Origin of the sequence: Pectobacterium jejuense (assembly GCF_026800125.1) — a bacterium.
Taxonomy (GTDB): domain Bacteria; phylum Pseudomonadota; class Gammaproteobacteria; order Enterobacterales; family Enterobacteriaceae; genus Pectobacterium; species Pectobacterium jejuense.
This window is the reverse complement of the sequence record NZ_JAPQKX010000002.1, coordinates 368,606-387,943: the sequence shown is the minus strand read 5'-3', so window position 1 is coordinate 387,943 and position 19,338 is coordinate 368,606. Positions and strand designations below refer to the sequence as shown.

16 protein-coding genes, 1 tRNA gene and 1 riboswitch are annotated in these 19,338 nt (G+C 55.0%); of the genes, 12 read left to right on the top strand and 5 right to left on the bottom strand.

Annotation, left to right across the window (positions count from 1 at the left end):
• Window positions 1-79: 79 nt before the first annotated feature.
• Window positions 80-1,345, top strand: coding sequence for a metallophosphoesterase (locus NXT09_RS05200; RefSeq protein ID WP_268579093.1), 1,266 nt, complete (start codon window positions 80-82; stop codon window positions 1,343-1,345).
• A 438-nt stretch (window positions 1,346-1,783) separates the two neighbouring features.
• Window positions 1,784-3,958, top strand: a complete 2,175-nt coding sequence (katG, locus tag NXT09_RS05195) for a catalase/peroxidase HPI (protein ID WP_268579092.1) — start codon at window positions 1,784-1,786, stop codon at window positions 3,956-3,958.
• 71 nt (window positions 3,959-4,029) lie between these two features.
• On the opposite strand, the gene NXT09_RS05190 is transcribed toward katG, so the two are convergent.
• Window positions 4,030-4,293 carry a DUF3861 domain-containing protein gene (locus NXT09_RS05190; protein WP_268579091.1) on the bottom strand — a complete coding sequence of 88 codons (264 nt, stop codon included), beginning with the start codon at window positions 4,291-4,293 and terminating at the stop codon, window positions 4,030-4,032.
• Between the two features lie 81 nt (window positions 4,294-4,374).
• Here NXT09_RS05190 and NXT09_RS05185 point away from each other — a divergent pair, with 81 nt between their 5' ends.
• From NXT09_RS05185 to uca, 8 genes are all read left to right on the top strand, one after another.
• Window positions 4,375-4,788, top strand: coding sequence for a MarR family winged helix-turn-helix transcriptional regulator (locus NXT09_RS05185; protein ID WP_268579090.1), 414 nt, complete (start codon window positions 4,375-4,377; stop codon window positions 4,786-4,788).
• Between the two features lie 194 nt (window positions 4,789-4,982).
• A riboswitch (guanidine-I (ykkC/yxkD leader) is annotated at window positions 4,983-5,084 on the top strand.
• Window positions 5,085-5,142: 58 nt separating this feature from the next.
• A complete protein-coding gene (locus NXT09_RS05180) occupies window positions 5,143-6,201 on the top strand; it encodes a putative urea ABC transporter substrate-binding protein (protein WP_268579089.1) in 1,059 nt (352 codons plus the stop codon).
• Window positions 6,202-6,223: 22 nt separating this feature from the next.
• The gene (locus NXT09_RS05175; RefSeq protein ID WP_268579088.1) at window positions 6,224-7,039 is read left to right on the top strand and encodes an ABC transporter permease; all 816 of its coding nucleotides are present in this window, start codon (window positions 6,224-6,226) and stop codon (window positions 7,037-7,039) included.
• Window positions 7,036-7,827: an ABC transporter ATP-binding protein gene (locus NXT09_RS05170; protein WP_268579087.1), complete on the top strand. Its 792-nt coding sequence runs from the start codon at window positions 7,036-7,038 to the stop codon at window positions 7,825-7,827. The genes NXT09_RS05175 and NXT09_RS05170 overlap by 4 nt, the downstream gene beginning before the upstream one ends.
• A 13-nt stretch (window positions 7,828-7,840) precedes the next feature.
• Window positions 7,841-8,587: an urea amidolyase associated protein UAAP1 gene (locus tag NXT09_RS05165; RefSeq protein ID WP_268579086.1), complete on the top strand. Its 747-nt coding sequence runs from the start codon at window positions 7,841-7,843 to the stop codon at window positions 8,585-8,587.
• Between the two features lie 11 nt (window positions 8,588-8,598).
• The gene (locus NXT09_RS05160; RefSeq protein ID WP_268579085.1) at window positions 8,599-9,234 is read left to right on the top strand and encodes an urea amidolyase associated protein UAAP2; all 636 of its coding nucleotides are present in this window, start codon (window positions 8,599-8,601) and stop codon (window positions 9,232-9,234) included.
• Window positions 9,225-9,365 (top strand): hypothetical protein, encoded by a 141-nt coding sequence (locus tag NXT09_RS05155; RefSeq protein ID WP_268579084.1) that lies wholly within the window; start codon window positions 9,225-9,227, stop codon window positions 9,363-9,365. The genes NXT09_RS05160 and NXT09_RS05155 overlap by 10 nt, the downstream gene beginning before the upstream one ends.
• Window positions 9,366-9,500: 135 nt before the next feature.
• A complete protein-coding gene (gene uca / locus NXT09_RS05150; RefSeq protein ID WP_268579083.1) occupies window positions 9,501-13,103 on the top strand; it encodes an urea carboxylase in 3,603 nt (1,200 codons plus the stop codon).
• A gap of 613 nt (window positions 13,104-13,716) precedes the next feature.
• Here uca and NXT09_RS05145 read toward each other — a convergent pair.
• Window positions 13,717-13,793: transfer RNA gene (locus NXT09_RS05145), tRNA-Val, on the bottom strand.
• Between the two features lie 285 nt (window positions 13,794-14,078).
• Window positions 14,079-15,452 carry an MATE family efflux transporter gene (locus NXT09_RS05140; RefSeq protein ID WP_205555140.1) on the bottom strand — a complete coding sequence of 458 codons (1,374 nt, stop codon included), beginning with the start codon at window positions 15,450-15,452 and terminating at the stop codon, window positions 14,079-14,081.
• A 243-nt stretch (window positions 15,453-15,695) separates the two neighbouring features.
• Between NXT09_RS05140 and NXT09_RS05135 the strand changes: the two genes are divergently transcribed.
• Window positions 15,696-16,331, top strand: a complete 636-nt coding sequence (locus tag NXT09_RS05135; protein WP_010276583.1) for a riboflavin synthase — start codon at window positions 15,696-15,698, stop codon at window positions 16,329-16,331.
• Window positions 16,332-16,427: 96 nt separating this feature from the next.
• On the opposite strand, the gene cfa is transcribed toward NXT09_RS05135, so the two are convergent.
• The gene (gene cfa / locus NXT09_RS05130; RefSeq protein ID WP_268579194.1) at window positions 16,428-17,579 is read right to left on the bottom strand and encodes a cyclopropane fatty acyl phospholipid synthase; all 1,152 of its coding nucleotides are present in this window, start codon (window positions 17,577-17,579) and stop codon (window positions 16,428-16,430) included.
• 201 nt (window positions 17,580-17,780) lie between these two features.
• Window positions 17,781-18,806, bottom strand: a complete 1,026-nt coding sequence (gene purR, locus NXT09_RS05125) for an HTH-type transcriptional repressor PurR (RefSeq protein ID WP_010276588.1) — start codon at window positions 18,804-18,806, stop codon at window positions 17,781-17,783.
• 388 nt (window positions 18,807-19,194) lie between these two features.
• Between purR and cydH the strand changes: the two genes are divergently transcribed.
• Window positions 19,195-19,284, top strand: coding sequence for a cytochrome bd-I oxidase subunit CydH (gene cydH / locus NXT09_RS05120; RefSeq protein WP_014915740.1), 90 nt, complete (start codon window positions 19,195-19,197; stop codon window positions 19,282-19,284).
• Window positions 19,285-19,338 lie beyond the last annotated feature (54 nt).

The following is a 19,338-nucleotide window of genomic DNA, read 5'->3' as shown; positions in this document are numbered from 1 at the left end:
ACATGTCCTTGGTTAATCAAAATGATGCACAACCTGCCGCCAGCGAGCAGGCTTCATTGTGGTCAATGATGTGTACAGCATGGAATTGCGCCATGTTAATCTTCACCTTCTGGCAACACAACACCTCTACCGCGTTGATCTGCAATGCGTGAGTCATAGTGTAAAATTTACGCGTCAATATACCGACATCACCGATAAAGAGAGAAAAACAGCCGTGTTTCATGTCATTACCGGGCTTATCGCCCTCTATGTTATCTGGCGTCTGGTCTGGCGCTTGCGTGTCGGTGTGCCTGTAAAGCGCATGCTGGCGGTGTTAGTGCTGCTGGCTTCGCAGCATCATCTGATTACGCGCACCTTTTTTGGCACGATGGCGTCGCCGGAAGTGCCCGCGTTTGTCCTGATGTTTCTGGGGTGGGCGTTTGGCGCGTTGCTGATATCTGCATTCCTGCTATTGGCCGTCGATCTGATCGGCGTCGTGGGGCGTCTGTTATCCCGCTCGGTTGGGCTGGTTCTGCTGAACAATATGGCGCTGCGTGGCGGAATTGCCGTGGTAGCGATGGGGCTGGCGGCGATTGGCGTCTGGGAGGCGGTGCGCATTCCTGAAGTGCGTACGGTAGAAGTCGAGTTGAAGCAGCTACCGCCTGCGCTGGATGGTTTCCGGCTGGTGCAGCTCACCGATTTACATGCCAGCCGTCTGTTACAACGCCCCTGGATGGAAGCCGTAGTGGCAAAAACCAACGCGCTTAAACCCGATCTGACGGTGATTACCGGCGATCTGGCCGACGGCACTGTGAATGCCCGTCATGATGACATGGAACCGCTGCGTAATCTGACCGCGCCACACGGGGTGTTTGCCATTGTGGGCAACCATGAATATTACGTGGAATATACGCAATGGGTGCAGCGACTGAATGCGCTGGGCTTACGCATGTTACTTAATGAAAATGTGTCGGTTGGTCGCGATAATGCTGCGTTTGTGCTGGCAGGGATCACCGATCGCACCGCCGCTGATTTTCAACAACAGCTGCCGGATACGGGCGCGGCGCTCAATGGGATAGCGCCGGATACCGCGGTCGTTCTGCTTAGCCATCGGCCAACGGGAGCGAAAGAGAATGCGCGTGCCGGAGCGGACTTACAGCTCTCCGGCCATACGCACGGCGGTCAGGTGCTGGGCATGCATTGGGTGACGCAATTGGCGAATGAAGGCTATGTGTCCGGTAGCTATGACGTGGATGGCATGCATCTGTACGTGAGCAATGGCGCGGGCCTGTGGAACGGCTTTCCGATCCGCTTAGGGAAACGTGCCGAGATTACTCAGTTCATACTCCGTTCGCCGTCGCTGTAGTTTTGGGGTAGCAGAAGAATTCGCAGCCTCTTAAAAGAGGCCGCGATGACAAGCGGGCTCATTATCACAAGTGGTTCTATCGGCGAGATTATTAATATATACCCTAAATAATTCGAGTTTCAGGCAGGCGGCAAGTGAGGGAGTCCCGATGAGCTTACTCAAGTAAGTGATTCGGGTGACTAAACGCAGCCAACGCACATGCAACTTGAAGTATGACGGGTATAGATAGGAAAAATGTGCGATTGAGCTACTTTTCATCAAGTTAAGCTATCGCAGAAGTTAGCATATACAATTATAAATTATAGGGAGACTCTGGCACTGTCTTGTATCAAGAAGAAGGAATCGGTGAAGCGCTCTGTTGCCATAAGGCAAGGCTATCGGAGAACGACCCACCTTCTGCGCAGCGATTAAGGCAATGCAACATACTGGGAGATAACGATGGACGAGAATAAAACGAAAACAGCCGGCAAATGTCCGGTTATGCACGGCGGAAACACATCTACTGGCTCATCAAACACCGACTGGTGGCCAAATGCCCTCAATCTCGACATTCTTCATCAGCACGATACCAAGACCAACCCGTTAGGCAGCGATTTCAACTACCGCGATGCCCTCAAAACCCTCGATGTCGATGCCCTCAAAAAAGATCTGCATGCACTGATGACCGACAGCCAGGAGTGGTGGCCAGCGGACTGGGGTCACTACGGTGGCCTGATGATTCGTATGGCCTGGCACTCGGCGGGCTCCTACCGTACAACCGACGGTCGCGGCGGCGGCGGAACCGGTAACCAGCGCTTTGCACCGCTTAACTCCTGGCCAGATAACGTCAGTCTCGATAAAGCGCGCCGCTTACTGTGGCCCATCAAAAGAAAATACGGCAATAAACTCAGCTGGGCGGACCTGATTATTCTGGCGGGCAATATCGCGTATGAATCCATGGGGCTGAAAACATTTGGCTTCGCCTTTGGTCGTGAAGACATCTGGCACCCGGAAAAAGACACCTACTGGGGCTCGGAAAAAGAGTGGCTGGCGAAGAGCACCGGGCGCTATGGCAGCGAGGATCGTACCTCGCTGGAAAACCCGCTGGCGGCCGTACAAATGGGGCTGATTTACGTTAACCCAGAAGGCGTTGATGGCAATCCCGATCCGCTGCGTACCGCACAGGATATGCGCGTGACGTTCTCCCGTATGGCGATGAATGATGAAGAAACCGTTGCCCTGACGGCGGGTGGGCACACGGTGGGTAAAACTCACGGTAATGGCGATGCCAGCCTGCTGGGTGCGGCACCAGAAAGTGCAGATGTTGAGGAACAAGGTCTCGGCTGGCATAACCCGACGGGATCGGGCAAAGGGCGCTATACCGTCACCAGCGGGCTGGAAGGGGCCTGGACAACGCATCCGACGCAATGGGATAACGGCTTCTTCCACATGCTGTTGAACCACGAATGGGAACTGAGAAAGAGCCCGGCCGGTGCATCGCAGTGGGAGCCTGTCAGTATTAAAGAAGAAGACAAACCGGTTGATGTTGAAGATCCGTCTATCCGCTACAACCCGATGATGACCGATGCCGACATGGCGCTGAAAGTTGACCCGGAATATCGCAAAATATCCGAGCGTTTCTATCAGGATCAGGCGTACTTCTCCGAAGTGTTTGCCCGAGCATGGTTCAAACTGACGCACCGCGATATGGGGCCGAAAGCGCGCTACGTGGGTCCAGATGTGCCGCAGGAAGATTTGCTGTGGCAGGATCCGGTTCCGGCTGGCCGTACCGACTATGATGTTGATGTGGTCAAAGCACGCATTGCAGAAAGTAGCCTTTCCATCAGTGAGCTGGTCGCAACCGCCTGGGACAGCGCCCGTACATTCCGTGGTTCCGATATGCGCGGCGGTGCCAACGGCGCGCGTATTCGCCTCGCCCCGCAGAAAGACTGGGTAGGGAACGAACCTGAACGTCTGGCGCGTGTGTTAGTCGTGCTGGAAAGTATTGCCGCCGCAACGGGGGCCAGCGTGGCCGATACCATTGTGCTGGCGGGTAATGTGGGAATTGAGAAAGCGGCGAAAGCGGCTGGCGTGCAAGTCACCGTGCCTTTTGCACCGGGACGTGGCGACACCACCGATGCCCTGACCGACGCAGAGTCTTTTGACGTTCTTGAACCTATCCACGATGGCTACCGTAACTGGCTGAAGAAAGACTATGCCGTGAGCGTGGAAGAGCTGATGCTCGATCGCACCCAACTGATGGGGCTGACGGCGAAAGAGATGACGGTGCTGGTTGGCGGCCTGCGTGTGCTGGGGACCAACTACGGCGGCACCAAACACGGCGTATTTACGAATCGTGAAGGGGCGCTGACGAATGATTTCTTCGTCAACCTGACCGATATGAAATACACGTGGAAGCCATACCGTAAAGACCTGTATGAAATCCGCGATCGTAAAACGGGTGAAGTCAAATGGACCGCGACGCGTCTGGATCTGGTCTTTGGCTCCAATTCCATTCTGCGCGCCTACGCCGAGGTTTACGCACAGGACGACAGCAAAGAGAAGTTTGTGAATGACTTTGTTGCTGCCTGGGTGAAAGTGATGAATGCGGATCGCTTCGATCTGGCAGAGTAAGACGTGACGCTCCCCACGCTGGTGTTTTCACGGCGTGGGGAGCCTCATTTTTTTCTGCGTAATCTTGTATCTCACTGTTTCTTAAGATTAAGCATGAATTCTCTGAATGGAGCGGCGAATTCCTTAAACAGCGGGTGCTTTCTATTCTGCATCATCACTTCGCTAAATAGCTTCAAACCCACAATAAAGGCCTGAGTCTGTTCCGGCGTCATGTCCATCTTGCCATCGACTTTTTCCAGAATCTTGAACACATCATCGTGAATTGAGCATTCAAACGACAGCGTGCGCGGCTGGTCGGCTTTTTCTTCCACCGTAATCTGATAGACGTTTCCCATTGTGGCCTCGGTAAATTGAACTCGTGACGGATAGTTGATAAAATCAACTATATGATCATTGGTTGACTGAGTCAATAAAGTATGATGAAACCCCTTTTTGCCTTATTAGAAAGCTATAAGGCACAGATGCAGGAACAGATGAAGGCGCATGACATTAGTCTGGATGTGGTGCATGTCCGCTTATGTAAGATCATCGCGATGGAAGGACGCATTACGCCTCAGTCGCTGGCGGAAAGGGTCTGTCGGGATAAGGCGCAGATCACCCGCATGGTAGCGGAGCTGGTCAAACGCGATTATGTCCGCAAGATCGATAACCCAGATGACGGCCGCAGCGTGTGGCTCAGTTTGTCCGATAAGGGCATCGCGTTTACACAGGTTTTTCTGCATCAGGAAAAGCAGATTGAGGCGCAAATGCTGCAGTCGCTGTCCCCTGAAGAACGAGCCACGTTTAGTGCGCTGCTGGAAAAGATAGCGGCCAGCCGTTCTGCACACTAGGCCTCGAATCCGCTAACCCTATCTGCACTGCCGTGAAGCGTGCTCGTTGTGCTACTGCACCGCGATAGCGCGATAGCGGCGTGCTTCCCCGCATCATTCCCCTTATAAACCACAGCCGTACCGGCACTTTCGGTGCTGGCACGCATTTTGCTTTTCTCTATTCGGGACAGCACCACGCATGGCGCTGAACAACCTGAATAGCTGGCTAGGGTTCCGATCCATACCATATGGATGTCTGGTCCGAGAGCTGGCGACCTCCAGTTGAGGTTACACGGCGGGACAAAAGCCCGGGAGACAGCAACACCCATGGTGTCGCGCTGTTCCCGCTTTTTCCTACTCAACCGGAGGTCTGGCATGAACCTATCTCGTTTACTGGGCGTTTGCGTCCTCAGTCTCTCAGCGCTGCTGAGTTTCCCTTCCCAGGCTGCGCCTAAAACGCAATTCAACGTGTGCTGGACGATCTATGCCGGATGGATGCCGTGGGGCTTCATCGGCACGCAGGGCATTATCGATAAATGGGCCGACAAGTACGGCATCAAGATTAAGGTCACCCAGCTTAACGACTACGTCGAGTCGATCAATCAATATACCGCCGGTCAATTTGACGGCTGCACGATGACCAACATGGATGCCCTGACGATTCCGGCTGCAGGCGGTGTGGATACCACGGCGCTGCTGCTCGGCAGTTTCTCCGCAGGCAACGATGGCATCGTACTCAAAGGTAAAGGGAAAACGCTGAGCGATTTGCGCGGGATGAAGGTTAACCTGCCTGAACTCTCTGTTTCGCATTACCTGCTGGTGCGCGGTCTGGAAACGGCCGGACTGCGGGAGCGGGATGTCACCGTCGTCAACACCTCAGATGCCGATATTGTCGCCGCCTTCGCCACCCGCAGCGTGCAGGCCGCCGTCGCCTGGAATCCCCAACTTTCAGCAATCAAAAGCCAGCCAGACACCACGGAAGTCTTTCAGTCCGGTCAGATTCCCGGTGAGCTGATCGACATGATGGTCGTGAACACGCAAACGCTACAGGACAATCCGGCGTTGGGCAAAGCGCTGGCCGGTGCCTGGTTTGAAATGATGGCGCTGATGACAGCGGGTGACAAACCAGCGCTGGAATCAATGGCGGCGGCTTCCGGTACCGATTTAGCCGGCTATCAGGCGCAGTTAAAAACCACCCATCTGTTTTATTCCGCGCAGGACAATCTGACGTTTCTGGCCAGCCCGGATCTCCCTAACACCATGAAGCGAGTGGCCGATTTCTCCTTCGACAAAGGGCTACTCGGCACTGGCGCACAGAGCGCAGATTTTATCGGCATGACGTTCCCTGGACAGATTACACAGGGTGACAGCGCCAATGTGAAACTGCGCTTTGACGACACCTTCGTGCGTCTGGCCGCAGAGAACAAACTCTGACCTGCAAACTGGAGAGACTATCGTGCGCTTGATCAATCGCTACCCCAGTCGGGGCGGACGGCTGTTGCTGGTCCTGCTGCCGTTTGTCGTGCTGCTGGTGCTGTACCTCATCGGGTCGGCGCTGCGGCTGGAGGCTAACCCCAATGACAAACTCCTGCCGAGTCTTGGGCAAATGGCCGAGGCGATTCAGCGTATGGCATTCACCGAGGATAAACGCAGCGGTGATTATCTGTTCTGGCTGGATACGCAGGCCAGTTTGGTGCGTCTCGTGCTGGGGCTGGGGATCGCCAGCCTGTTGAGCCTGCTGTTCGGAATTGCGGCCGGGGCTTTTCCGTTGTTCCGTGCGTCGCTCTCGCCGCTGATGACCGTGCTGTCGATGATCCCGCCGCTGGCGATTTTGCCCATTCTCTTCATCGTTTTCGGGCTGGATGAACTTTCGAAAGTGATGCTGATCGTGATTGGTGTTACGCCGATGCTGGCGCGCGATCTTGAACAGCGCGCTCGCAATATACCGCAGGAAACGCTGATTAAAGCCCAGACATTGGGGGCGAACAGCTGGGTCGTGGTGCTGCGCGTCATTCTGCCACAGTTGCTGTCGCGGCTGCTGATTTCACTGCGGCTGTTGTTGGGTGCGGCGTGGCTGTTCCTGATTTCTGCCGAAGCGATTTCAGCAACGGCAGGACTCGGTTACCGCATCTTTCTGGTACGCCGCTATCTGGCGATGGATGTGATTCTGCCTTACGTCGTGTGGATCACGCTGTTGGCATGGCTCATGGATATGGCGCTGCGTTGGCTGCATCGCCGTTGGTTCCCGTGGTCAGAGGAAAGCAAAGCATGAGTTTTATCGAGATCGATAACATCTGGCAGGAATACAGCGACCACGTCGTGCTGGAACGGCTCAACCTGAGCGTTGAGGAAGGGGAGTTCTGCACGATGGTCGGGGCATCCGGCTGCGGTAAATCCACCTTTCTGCGTCTGCTGCTGGGGCAGGAAACGCCCAGCCGAGGCGAAGTGCGGCTCGAAGGGAAGCGGCTGTCCGCGGAACCGGATGCCAGCCGCGGCGTGGTGTTTCAACGCTATTCGGTTTTCCCACATTTAACCGTGCTGGAAAACGTGGTGATTGGGCTGGAAATACCGCGTTCCCCTTGGCTCGGCAGGCTGTTTGGGCAGCGCAAGCAGGCGGCGCGAGACGATGCCGCGCGGATGCTGGAACGCGTCGGGCTGGGGCATGCCATGCACAAATACCCCAACCAGCTTTCCGGCGGCATGCAGCAACGGCTCGCGATTGCTCAGGCGTTTATTGTCCAGCCGCGCATCCTGCTGCTCGATGAACCCTTCGGGGCTCTGGATCCCGGTATTCGCGGCGATATGCACACGCTACTGCTGGAGCTGTGGCGGGAAACCCGCTTAACGGTCTTTATGGTTACCCACGATTTGCCGGAAGGTTTCCACCTCGGCACGCGTTTGCTGGTGTTCGACAAAGTGCGCGTCGACCCGCATGCGCCGGAAGCCTATGGCGCACGCATTACCTATGACATCCCGCTAAATCAGGAGCGTCTCGCCACGCGCCAGCGTGCGCTTACGCTGGCGCCTCCTGTAGTCAGCGTGGCGACATCCCCTATTTAAGGAGCTTTCGGTTATGACAGCGATACAGACATCGACAAACACATCGACAGGCCGAACAACATTTGATGAAGAAATCGTGCCGGGCGGGGGACATACCTCCTTCATTCTCAAGCGCGGACAGATTCTGCATATCGAAGATGTGGAGGGCGGCGGCAATGTCGGCCTGCTGCTGTTTAACGCGCACCAGACCAGCGAACGTTTGAACCTGCCGGATACCCTGAAAGGGCAGCATACCGCCAGACTGACGGTTGGGCACTGTCTCTATTCCGACATGGGACGCGTACTGGCAGCCATCATTGCCGACACGTGCGGCTGGCACGACAGCTTTGGCGGCGTGCTCAATGCGCAGGAGGTGCAGGAGAAATACGGGCAGGGGCGCTATCAGGAACGGCGCAACGGCTTTTTCCGTAATGGCATGGATAACCTGCTGGTCGAGATGGGGAAATGGAACCTCAATCTGCAAGATTTGCTGATGACGATTAACCTGTTCAGCAAAGTCACGGTAAATGCGCAGGGGCAATTTCACTTTCACGCCAATCATTCTCAGCCGGGGGACTACATCGAGCTGTATGCGCTAATGGATACGCTGGTGGTGCTGACCGCCTTGCAACACCCGATGGATCCTAACCCGACGTATGCGCCGCAGCCGATCGCGCTCACCTGGAGCCGGGCGGAAGGCGAGGATGTCGCCGCGTACTGCCGTGCGTTCCGTGAGGAAAATGCACGCGCGTTTCACAATACCGAACGCTTTTGCCTGTAAGGAGGCCGGACATGACGTTAGTTGCCAGCAATAAAACGGCCGAGGACGCGGTATTCCGCCATGTGATTCCTGCCGGAGAACCCTATCTGTTTGAGGTCAAGCAAGGGCAGACGCTGCGGCTGCTGGATCTAGAAGGCAATCAGGCGGTAGATACGCTGTTCTATCGCGTCGATGACCCGCGTGAACGCTACGATCCGCAACGTACGCTGCGCCGTCAGAATAGCGTCTACCTGACAACGGGCAGCGTGCTGTATTCCAACCTTGGCAACCCGCTGCTGACGATTGTCGCCGACACCTGCGGGCGCCATGACACGCTGGGGGGAGCCTGTGCGCAGGAGAGCAATACCGTGCGTTATGCGCTCGACCGACGCTACATGCATAGCTGCCGCGACAACTTTCTCTGCGCCTGCCTGCACGATGGCCGCCTGAACAAAAAGGACATCGGCGCGAACATCAACTTCTTCATGAACGTGCCGGTGACGGCGGAAGGCGGGCTGACCTTTGAGGACGGCATTTCTGCACCGGGGAAATACGTGGAGCTGCGCGCCGAAACGGACGTCATCGTGCTGATTTCTAACTGTCCGCAGTTGAATAACCCGTGCAACGGCTGGAACCCAACGCCAGCGGAGGTGCTGATATGGAACTGATGTCGGATCGCGGTGATGAAAAACGCACGCGCTGGCAGCGGGTGAAAGCATGGCTGGTGAGCGCGCTGGAGGCAAGGGCAAACCGGTATTATCTGCCGCCAGCTAATACGCGAACGGACAACACACCGTGATTCCTGCGCGATAGTCCGTTTCGGCACCACCCGCTTTACCTGCTCTTTCAGCTGCACCTGACCGTTACCGCGATGGACGACCATCATGCGGATCGCATTTTGGCGGGACGACCCGCCCTTGCATGAGTCTAGCGTATGTTCGACAAACTTCTGATTGCCAACCGTGGCGCGATTGCGTGCCGTATTCTGCGTTCGCTGCGCGAGATGAATGTCCGTGGCGTCGCGGTCTATTCCGATGCCGATATCAGTAGCCTGCATATTCAGGACGCCGATGAAGCCATTAGCCTGGGCGAAGGCGCGGCGGCTCACACCTATCTGGATGTAGACAAAATTCTCTCTGCGGCTCGGCGTAGCGGTGCGCGGGCGATTCACCCCGGCTATGGTTTTCTGTCTGAGAATGCGGCGTTTGCCGAAGCCTGCGAAGCGGCGCAGATTGCCTTTGTCGGGCCGACGCCGCAGCAGCTACGGGTATTTGGTTTAAAGCATACGGCGCGAGCGCTGGCGAAGCAGCACAACGTGCCGCTGCTGGAAGGCACCGAGCTGCTGGAAAATATTGATGCGGCCCTCGGTGCGGCGGCGGCGATCGGCTATCCGGTCATGCTTAAAAGCACGGCCGGAGGCGGCGGGATCGGGATGCGCGTCTGCTACAGCGCCACGGAACTGTCCGATGCGTTTGAAACGGTAAAGCGTCTAGGCCAGAACAACTTCAGCGATGCGGGCGTGTTCATCGAAAAGTATATCGAACGCGCCCGACATCTTGAGGTACAGATTTTTGGCGACGGGCAGGGCGACGTGCTGGCGCTGGGGGTACGGGACTGCTCGGTGCAGCGTCGTAACCAGAAAGTGATTGAAGAAACGCCCGCGCCCAATCTGCCGGATGGGGTCGCCGATGCGCTGTGCGTGGCGGCCATCAGCCTGGCGCAGGCGGTAAATTACCGCAGCGCTGGAACGGTGGAATTCGTTTATGACAGCGCGACGGATCGTTTTTATTTTCTTGAAGTCAATACGCGCTTACAGGTCGAGCACGGCGTAACGGAACAGGTGTGGGGCGTGGATCTAGTGCGCTGGATGATCGAACTGGCCGCAGGGGATTTACCACCGCTGCGTGAGCTGGCCGCCGGACTGAATCCGCAGGGGCATGCGATTCAGGCGCGTCTGTACGCGGAAGATCCGGGTAAACAGTTCCAGCCGTCGCCGGGATTGTTGACGGAGGTTGCGTTTCCCGCCGCAGAAGGACAGAGCCTGCGCATCGATACCTGGGTGACGGCGGGGTGCGAAATTCCCCCGTTTTTCGATCCGATGCTGGCTAAGATCATCGCCAGTGCGCCCACCCGCGAGCAGGCGATGGCTGGGCTGGATCGGGCGCTGGCGGACACGCGACTCTACGGCGTGGAACACAACCGTGACTATCTGCGTCAGATTCTGGCGGCAGATCCATTTGCCTGCGGCCAGCCGTGGACGCGCTGTCTGGATACATTAGTCTACCAAGCGACAACCTGTGAAGTGGTGAGCGCCGGTACGCAGACCACCGTACAGGATTATCCTGGCCGCCTCGGCTACTGGGCGGTTGGCGTGCCGCCGTCGGGGCCGATGGACGATCGCGCGCTGCGTTTAGGCAACCGTCTGGTGGGGAATCCGGCGGGGATGGCTGCGCTGGAAATCACGATGAACGGGCCGACTCTGCGTTTTAATACGGACGCCGTAGCGGCAGTCACCGGTGCGGCTATCGCTATCGAGCTGGACGGTCAATCGGTGCCGATGGATCGCGTATTTGCGATACCGGCGGGTGGCACGCTGCGGTTAGGCGCGACGAATGCGCAAGGGGTTCGCAGCTATCTCTGCCTGCGTGGCGGGTTCGATGTGCCGGATTATCTCGGCAGTAAAAGCACCTTCACGCTGGGGCAATTTGGCGGCCACGCAGGCAGGGCGCTGCGGGCGGGGGACGTCTTGCACCTTGCGCCGCTGACGGACCGACGTATCAGCGATTGTCTGCCGGACGCGTTGCGCACCACGTTGTCTACGGTGCGTGAACTGCGCGTGATTTACGGCCCGCATGCGGCACCGGACTATTTCACGCCTGCCTATATGGAAACGTTCCTCACCACCGAGTGGGAAGTGCATTTTAACTCCAGCCGCACGGGCGTGCGCCTGATTGGGCCGAAACCGGAGTGGGTTCGCGACAGCGGCGGAGAGGCCGGGCTGCATCCTTCGAATATTCACGACAACCCGTATGCCATCGGCGCGGTGGATTTTACTGGCGATATGCCGGTTATTCTGGGGCCAGATGGCCCGAGCTTGGGCGGATTTGTCTGTCCGGTGACGATAATCGAAGCCGACCTGTGGGCGCTGGGGCAGCTTAATGCGGGTGACCGTGTACGCTTTATTCCTGTGGATCTCCCGACGGCGCGCACGCTGGCGCTGGCACGTCATGCGGAGGTGGAACAGCTTGCCCCGATCGCTGTCGACTGGTCGCCTGCTGCGCTCATTTCTCCGGTGGTGTTGGATACGGGTGAAGCGGATAAACGACTGGTTGCGCGGCTGTCCGGCGATACCCATTTGCTGCTGGAAGTGGGCGCGGCGGAGCTGGATGTGGCGCTGCGTTTCCGCGTCCATGCGCTGATGCTGGCGCTGGAGCAACAGGCACTCGATGGCATCATTGACGTGACGCCGGGCATTCGCTCGTTGCAGGTGCACTATCGCCCCGAAGTGCTTTCGTTACAGCACCTGTTGGATGTGCTTTCTACGCTGTGGCAGGACGTTTGCACCCAGCAGAATCTGACCGTGCCATCACGGGTGGTTTATCTGCCGTTGTCCTGGGACGATCCCGCTTGCCAACTGGCGATTCAAAAATACATGACCACGGTACGTAGCGATGCGCCCTGGTGCCCGAGTAACCTTGAATTTATCCGTCGCATTAATGAACTGGATAATCTCGATGAGGTTTACCGTACGGTCTTTGAGGCCAGCTATCTGGTGATGGGACTGGGTGACGTTTACCTCGGTGCACCGGTGGCAACGCCGCTGGATCCCCGCCACCGTTTGGTCACCACCAAATATAATCCGGCGCGCACCTGGACGGCGGAAAACTCGGTAGGCATCGGCGGCGCGTACCTGTGCGTTTACGGCATGGAAGGGCCGGGCGGCTACCAGTTTGTCGGACGCACGCTGCAAATGTGGGATCGCTATCGCGGCGTTGGCGCGTTTGACGGTAAGCCGTGGCTGCTGCGCTTTTTTGATCAAATTCGCTTCTATCCGGTGTCGGCCGACGAATTGTTATCGATCCGACGGGATTTCCCGCTGGGACGCTACCCGCTAAGGATCGAGCAAAGCGAACTGGCGTTAAACGCCTATCAGGATTTCCTGTCGCGGGAAGCTGAAGAGATCGAAACATTTCGCGTGCGTCAGCGAGCCGCGTTTGAGGCAGAGCGTGAGCGCTGGCGTATTGCCGGTCAATCGGTGACGGATTGCGTGGACGTGGTGATTGAAGAAGCGAGCGAAGCGCCGATCCTGCCGGGACAACTCGGCGTAGAGAGCCCGATTTCCGGCAATCTCTGGCAGGTGACGACGGAGATCGGAAAAATGGTAGCAGAGGGGGAAACGCTGATGATTCTCGAATCGATGAAAATGGAAATCCCGATTGTCTCGCCGCAGCGCGGCACGGTGCGGGAGGTCCGCTGTCAGCCCGGCGCATCCGTGCGCGCCGGGCAGTGCGTGGTGGTGATCGAGTCGCAGGAATAACGGCGGCGCGCATGCTTTTACGCCAGAGTAACGCTCTGGCGTGACATGACCTATGGCAAGCTTGAACACCATGCAACGTCACATGGCGATGTTGTTGACGCTAATGATTGTCAGAGTGAATAAAAATGAGATAAATACACGTGTAGCCAGTCAGGGAGGAGCAAATATTTTTTGATAAGGAAGACGCTAACGACGAACGTTCCTATTGAAAAAATAATATGAAAACCGATCCAAAAACTAAACCAAAATTCGCCACGATGAAACGTCACATCTTTTCTATTAATTCTCTCGACTAACACGCCAGATTTGAGTCCGTTATAGGCGTGAAAAATTTCCCATATTCCACCGCCAATGAGGAGTAGTGGTATGTAATCTTTTAACCAATCCATTGCAATTAACTCTTTAGATATTATTTTCGCGGAAGAATTCTATCATAACCGCCGAGGTGCCTATACAAACCTGTGGAAGTTCAGGGTGTTGCTTTGAGTCAGATCAAATAGACGGAGTGAAATTGATATTACGGGAAGATAATCAATGCAGATTCAACAAAGGATTGAGTCGATTACTTTTCAGTAGAAAAGAGTGGGGAATAAAGTATTTTGAAAACAAGGTATGGTGCGTTCAATTGGACTCGAACCAACGACCCCCACCATGTCAAGGTGGTGCTCTAACCAACTGAGCTATGAACGCATTAAGATACCGTGCTGCCTGTCTGACAGCGAGGCGAATAGTAGCGAGCGAGGGGAAAACTGGCAAGAGGAAAAATGCAATTTTGTGCTCTTGCCAGTGCGATTGCTGGGGTTGTATCCATTATGTCGTTTTTTTCGACGATACCCGTCATACTTCAAGCCGCTTGTGCGTTGGCTGCCCTTGCTCACCCCAGTCACTTACTTGAGTAAGCTCCTGGAGATTCGCTCGGTTGCCGCCTTCACGCAACTCGAATTATTTAGGGTATAAAACTGGATGAAACGTTATCTAGCGGGCGGCGCGCGCTAAAATCCGTGCGGCGGGTTGGCGCTGAAGAAAACGAATTCGCGTGACCATCATCACTGCCGCTGCCGTCAGGCCAATGATGAAACCACACCAGAAGCCCGCAGGTCCCATGCGCGGCACGATGCTATCCGTCAACGCCAGCAGGTAACCGCTCGGTAACCCCAATACCCAATAAGCGACAAAGGTAATATAGAAAATTGAACGGGTATCTTTATAGCCGCGCAAAACGCCAGTGCCGATCACCTGAACGGCATCGGAAATTTGATAAACAGCGGCCAGCAGCATGAGCTGAGAAGCCATCGCCACAACCAGCGGATCCTGATTGTAGAGCAGGGCGATAGGCTCACGCAGCAGCGTGGTGAAAATGGCCGTGCAGCAGGCTAATGCCACGCCCGCCATGATACCCGTGTGCGCGGCAATGCGAGCGTTCTCAACCGAGCCTTCTCCTAAGCGATGCCCGACGCGAATGGTCGTGGCGACACCAACCGAGAGCGGAAGGACGAACATCAGCGAACTGAAGTTCAGGGCAATCTGGTGACCCGCCACATCGACGACGCCCAGCGGCAACACCAACAGTGCCACCACGGCAAACAGTGTCACTTCAAAAAGTAATGCCAGCGCGATAGGTAAACCGAGGCCAAAGAGGCGCTTCAGCACGGCAACGTCCGGGCGGAACGCGGGACGGTGCAGACGGATATCGCGTAGCCAGGAGGCGCGTCGGGTATAAAGCATCATCAGTAGCATCATGATCCAGTAAACCGAGGCGGTAGCCACGCCGCAGCCGACGCCGCCCAGTTCGGGCATGCCAAATTTACCGTGGATAAAGATGTAGTTGATCGGGATGTTGATTAACAGTCCGATGAATCCAATCATCATGCCGGGGTAGGTTTTGGACAGCCCTTCACACTGGCAACGTAAAACCTGATAGAACAGATAGCCAGGAACGCCCCACAGCAGCGCATGCAGATAGCCGATGGCTTTCGCAGCCAGCTCAGGTGAACCGTCGCTCATCAGGTTAATGGCGTATTCCCCCTGATACAGCACCAGCATCGTAAGCACAGAAATAATGGCAGCAAGGAAAAAGGACTGTCGTACCTGATGAGAAATACGATCGCGTCGACCGGAACCGTTGAGCTGTGCGACAACGGGCGTCAGTGCTAACAGCAGGCCATGACCAAAAAGAATGGCGGGTAGCCAGATAGAGGTTCCCACGGCGACAGCGGCCATATCGGTGGCGCTATAAGCACCGGCCATGATGGTGTCAACCACACCCATCGACGTTTGAGACACTTGCGCAATAATGACAGGAACAGCAAGCGCCGATAATTTACGCGCTTCTGTCAGATACTGTTGCACGGATACCTTCCTTGAATGACTTGACTGCGGAATGAATAATTCAGATATGAAAAAACAGATCGGGATAAAGCGAGCTTTATTGTAACGACTTAACGAAAGTAAACCAGCATGGAAAAGAATATATTCTTTTTGTTACGCTACGGTTTCGATAGCTGTGCGGTATACGGCATTCCGGTTTGGTTTTCCGAGAAATATCGGGCACACTGCACAGCGTCATTTCTTTGTTTTTAAGAGGCAAACCGCATGTTTACCGGTATTGTTCAGGGCACCGCGCCGGTGGTGTCGATTGAAGAAAAATCCAACTTTCGCACGCACATTGTCCAGCTCCCGCCCGAGTTGCTGCCAGGGCTCGTGCCCGGTGCATCGGTGGCACACAATGGCTGCTGCCTGACGGTAACCGCTATTGACGGCGATCGTGTCAGTTTTGATCTCATGAAGGAAACGCTGCGGTTAACGAATCTGGGCGATATTCATGAAGGCGATGTCGTCAATATTGAACGAGCCGCGAAATTCGGTGATGAGATCGGTGGACACGTCATGTCGGGCCACATCATGTGTACCGCAGAAGTGGTTAAGATTCAGGTTTCAGAGAATAACCATCAGATTTGGTTCCGTCTGGCAGATGAAGCGCTGATGAAATACGTGCTGCATAAAGGTTTCGTTGGGATTGACGGTATCAGCCTGACGGTGGGCGAAGTGACCCGTGGACGTTTCTGCGTGCATTTAATTCCAGAAACGCTGAACCGCACTACGCTGGGACAGAAACGTCTGGGAAATCGCATTAATATCGAAATCGACCCGCAGACACAGGCCGTGGTTGATACAGTCGAGCGCGTGTTGGCTAGCAAGCAGGCGAGCGAGCTCGGCAAGGAAGAGTAATTCCTACGTTACACATTCTGGTAAACCGGACGGCGTTTCTACCGTCCGGCTTCTCTTTTCTGTCAGCACACGACTTTCTGTCAACACACAAGGCTGTCAGCGCGCAACACGCAATCCACCTTCGATCCCATCCGTACTGAACAAGATCTGCCAGAGCTGAAGGTCTCTTGCTCTGAAAGCCCCCGCACAAGAATTAAGATAGTAGCTGAACATCCGGCGGAAGCGGGCCGTGTAGCGTGTAGAAAGCCGTGGCCAGTTCTGCTGAAAGCGAGCGTGCCAGGCCATTAATGTACGATCGTAATCAGCTCCGAAATTGTGCCAGTCCTCCATTACCATGTAAGATTCACTCGCCTGCGCAATATGCTGTATGGAGGGAATACAGCCGTTGGGGAATATATATTTATGAATCCAGGGATCGATGTGCGGGTCGGTCTTATTGGCCCCGATGGTATGTAGCAGAAACAGTCCATCGGGTTTTAGATTACGCCGTACGACGCGGAAGTAGTTGTCATAGTTGCGTGGCCCGACGTGTTCAAACATGCCTACCGACACCACGCGATCGAATTGCCGATCGAGATCGCGATAATCCTGTAATTCAATGGTGACGTTCAGATCCTGACAACGTCGCTGTGCCAGCACCTGCTGCTCTCTGGAAATGGTGATGCCGTAAACTGAAACGCCGTAGTGGCGTGCCGCGAACTCGGCAAGTCCGCCCCAGCCGCAGCCGATATCCAGCAGCGTCATCCCTGATGTTAGCTGGAGTTTTTCGCAGATCATGGCGAGTTTGTCTTCCTGCGCCTGTTCCAGCGTCTGTGCCTGTTTCCAATAGGCGCAGGAATATTGCATGTAGGGATCCAGCATCAGGGTAAAGAGGTCGTTACCTAAATCGTAATGCGCTTTACCGACAACCTGAGCGCGTCGACGGGATTGTAAATTCGTGACGCGGGAGAGCGCGATGCGCGTCAGGTCGTGCAGGCGACGGGGTAACTTAGCCTCCAGCCCAGCCCGCAGGACGCGATGGGAAAACATGTCCAGCCGTTCACACTCCCACCATTCATCCATGTAGCTTTCTCCCAGCCCCAGCGATCCCTCACACAGGATACGCTTAAAGAAATTAGGGTTGGTCACGCGGATGTCAAAAGGGCGAGTGCCGTTGATGGTGATATCCGCGGTGGCCAGCATGTCCTGCACGATGTGGAACCAAGGCGCGGTATTAGGATCCCATTCTTCTGTATAAGGTAAACCCATCATGTCTCCTTAACTTTATGTAAAAGTATCGTAAAACACACCAGGACAACACTTATCGCAGCCGAGGTATCGGCTGTCACCAGAGAAAATGAAACACGGTATTAAATTTTTAACTGCTTCAGCCAGCATACAAGAGAATTGGCTGAAGCAGAGAAGGGAAGCAGCAGGAATAAGAAAATCGTCTGTACAGAATGGCTGCGGCTAGCGGCGATAGTCGAGGTAGGGGCCGTCTGCAACCGAGCGGCGTTCAATCAACGTTGGGTGCACTTCAATGACGTGCGCATCTTCCCGTTTACTGGTAATACGATCCAGCAGCATCGCGAAAGCGGACTGTCCCAGACGCTCTTTTGGCTGGTGGATGGTGGTCAGCGCAGGCGTAAAGAAACGCGCGTGGCGCACGTTGTCATAACCGATCACCGAAATATCCTGTGGCACGCGCAAACCCAGTTCGTCAGCCGCACAGATAGCCCCCATCGCCATGATATCACCGCCGCAGAATACGGCCGTGGGACGCTGTTTCTGTGCGAGGATCTGATGCATGGCTTTATAGCCGGATTCCGGTTCGAAATCGCCCCGAACCACCCATTCGTCGCGTACGGTGATGTCGGCTTCCTTCAACGCTTTCAAAAAGCCGAGGTAGCGTCCGCTGCCGGTGTTGCGTTCTTGAGTGCCGGGGATGGCACCGATATCCCGATGGCCGCGTTCAATCAGGTAGCGACCTGCCATATAACCGCCTTCAAAGGCGTTATCGATAATCGTATCGGTAAAATCGCTGTGCATCTGTCCCCAGTCCATCACGACCATCGGAATGCTGCGATAATCTTCCAACATTGATAACAGCTCTGGTGGGTATTCAGCGCACATCACCAACAGGCCGTCGACGCGTTTTTGCGCCAGCATGGAAAGATAGGCGCGCTGTTTGCCGATGTCGTTATGCGAATTACACAGCACCAGCGTGTAGCCTTTGGCATAGCAGCTGTTTTCAACGGCTTCAATGATCTCGGCGAAATAGGGGGCTTCGCTGGATGTGGCCAGCAAACCGATAGATTTGGTGTGATTAACTTTGAGGCTGCGCGCGACGGCGCTGGGCGAATAGTGCAATTCTTTGATTGCCGCCCTGACGGCTGCCTTAGTCTCTTCGGCGACGAAACGTGTTTTATTGATCACGTGCGATACGGTTGTGGTGGAAACGCCAGCACGTTTTGCCACATCTTTAATCGTTGCCATCTAAAAATGACTCCTGAACTTACCTGTTACAGACGTAAGTATATTGTTAATCGTTTGCCTACGTTTAATGTTCTTCTTCTAAGCTAAAAAACAGGATTTCAGAAGGAGAATGCCGAATGTTATACCGAAGGGATCTGGGTTGACGTTTTTCGACTGATACGCAGCGCTTTCATAAACAGCGGATTGTGTCCGATTTATCATGAAAGTGAAAGGGCTAATTTATACTATTAGTGATGCATTCGTCCGAGATTTTTCGCTACAATTATGAAAGAATCGTAATAACCCTATTATTTGTGGCTTTAACTACCTAAACGGGTTCGGCTGTGAAGGATGGTGTCTTTTCAGATGAAGCTTTCAGATAAAATTTGTTCGTTAAAAGGAGTAATTTATGGATACAGATCTGAAGATGTCTTTGCTGACAACGGTTGGTTCGTTGGCTGTGATCATCGCATTTAGTTTTATTGCGGTGCTGAACTAACCAAACGGTGCCTCTGGGCGGGTTAGGTATTCAGACACGTTGATGCTATATAAA

Coding starts and splice junctions, on each gene's coding strand:
- NXT09_RS05200 (WP_268579093.1), top strand. CDS start 80: ATGGAATTGCGCCATGTTAATCTTCACCTTCTGGCAACACAACACCTC.
- katG (WP_268579092.1), top strand. CDS start 1,784: ATGGACGAGAATAAAACGAAAACAGCCGGCAAATGTCCGGTTATGCAC.
- NXT09_RS05190 (WP_268579091.1), bottom strand. CDS start 4,293: ATGGGAAACGTCTATCAGATTACGGTGGAAGAAAAAGCCGACCAGCCG.
- NXT09_RS05185 (WP_268579090.1), top strand. CDS start 4,375: ATGATGAAACCCCTTTTTGCCTTATTAGAAAGCTATAAGGCACAGATG.
- NXT09_RS05180 (WP_268579089.1), top strand. CDS start 5,143: ATGAACCTATCTCGTTTACTGGGCGTTTGCGTCCTCAGTCTCTCAGCG.
- NXT09_RS05170 (WP_268579087.1), top strand. CDS start 7,036: ATGAGTTTTATCGAGATCGATAACATCTGGCAGGAATACAGCGACCAC.
- NXT09_RS05165 (WP_268579086.1), top strand. CDS start 7,841: ATGACAGCGATACAGACATCGACAAACACATCGACAGGCCGAACAACA.
- NXT09_RS05160 (WP_268579085.1), top strand. CDS start 8,599: ATGACGTTAGTTGCCAGCAATAAAACGGCCGAGGACGCGGTATTCCGC.
- NXT09_RS05155 (WP_268579084.1), top strand. CDS start 9,225: ATGGAACTGATGTCGGATCGCGGTGATGAAAAACGCACGCGCTGGCAG.
- uca (WP_268579083.1), top strand. CDS start 9,501: ATGTTCGACAAACTTCTGATTGCCAACCGTGGCGCGATTGCGTGCCGT.
- NXT09_RS05135 (WP_010276583.1), top strand. CDS start 15,696: ATGTTTACCGGTATTGTTCAGGGCACCGCGCCGGTGGTGTCGATTGAA.
- cfa (WP_268579194.1), bottom strand. CDS start 17,579: ATGGGTTTACCTTATACAGAAGAATGGGATCCTAATACCGCGCCTTGG.
- purR (WP_010276588.1), bottom strand. CDS start 18,806: ATGGCAACGATTAAAGATGTGGCAAAACGTGCTGGCGTTTCCACCACA.
- cydH (WP_014915740.1), top strand. CDS start 19,195: ATGGATACAGATCTGAAGATGTCTTTGCTGACAACGGTTGGTTCGTTG.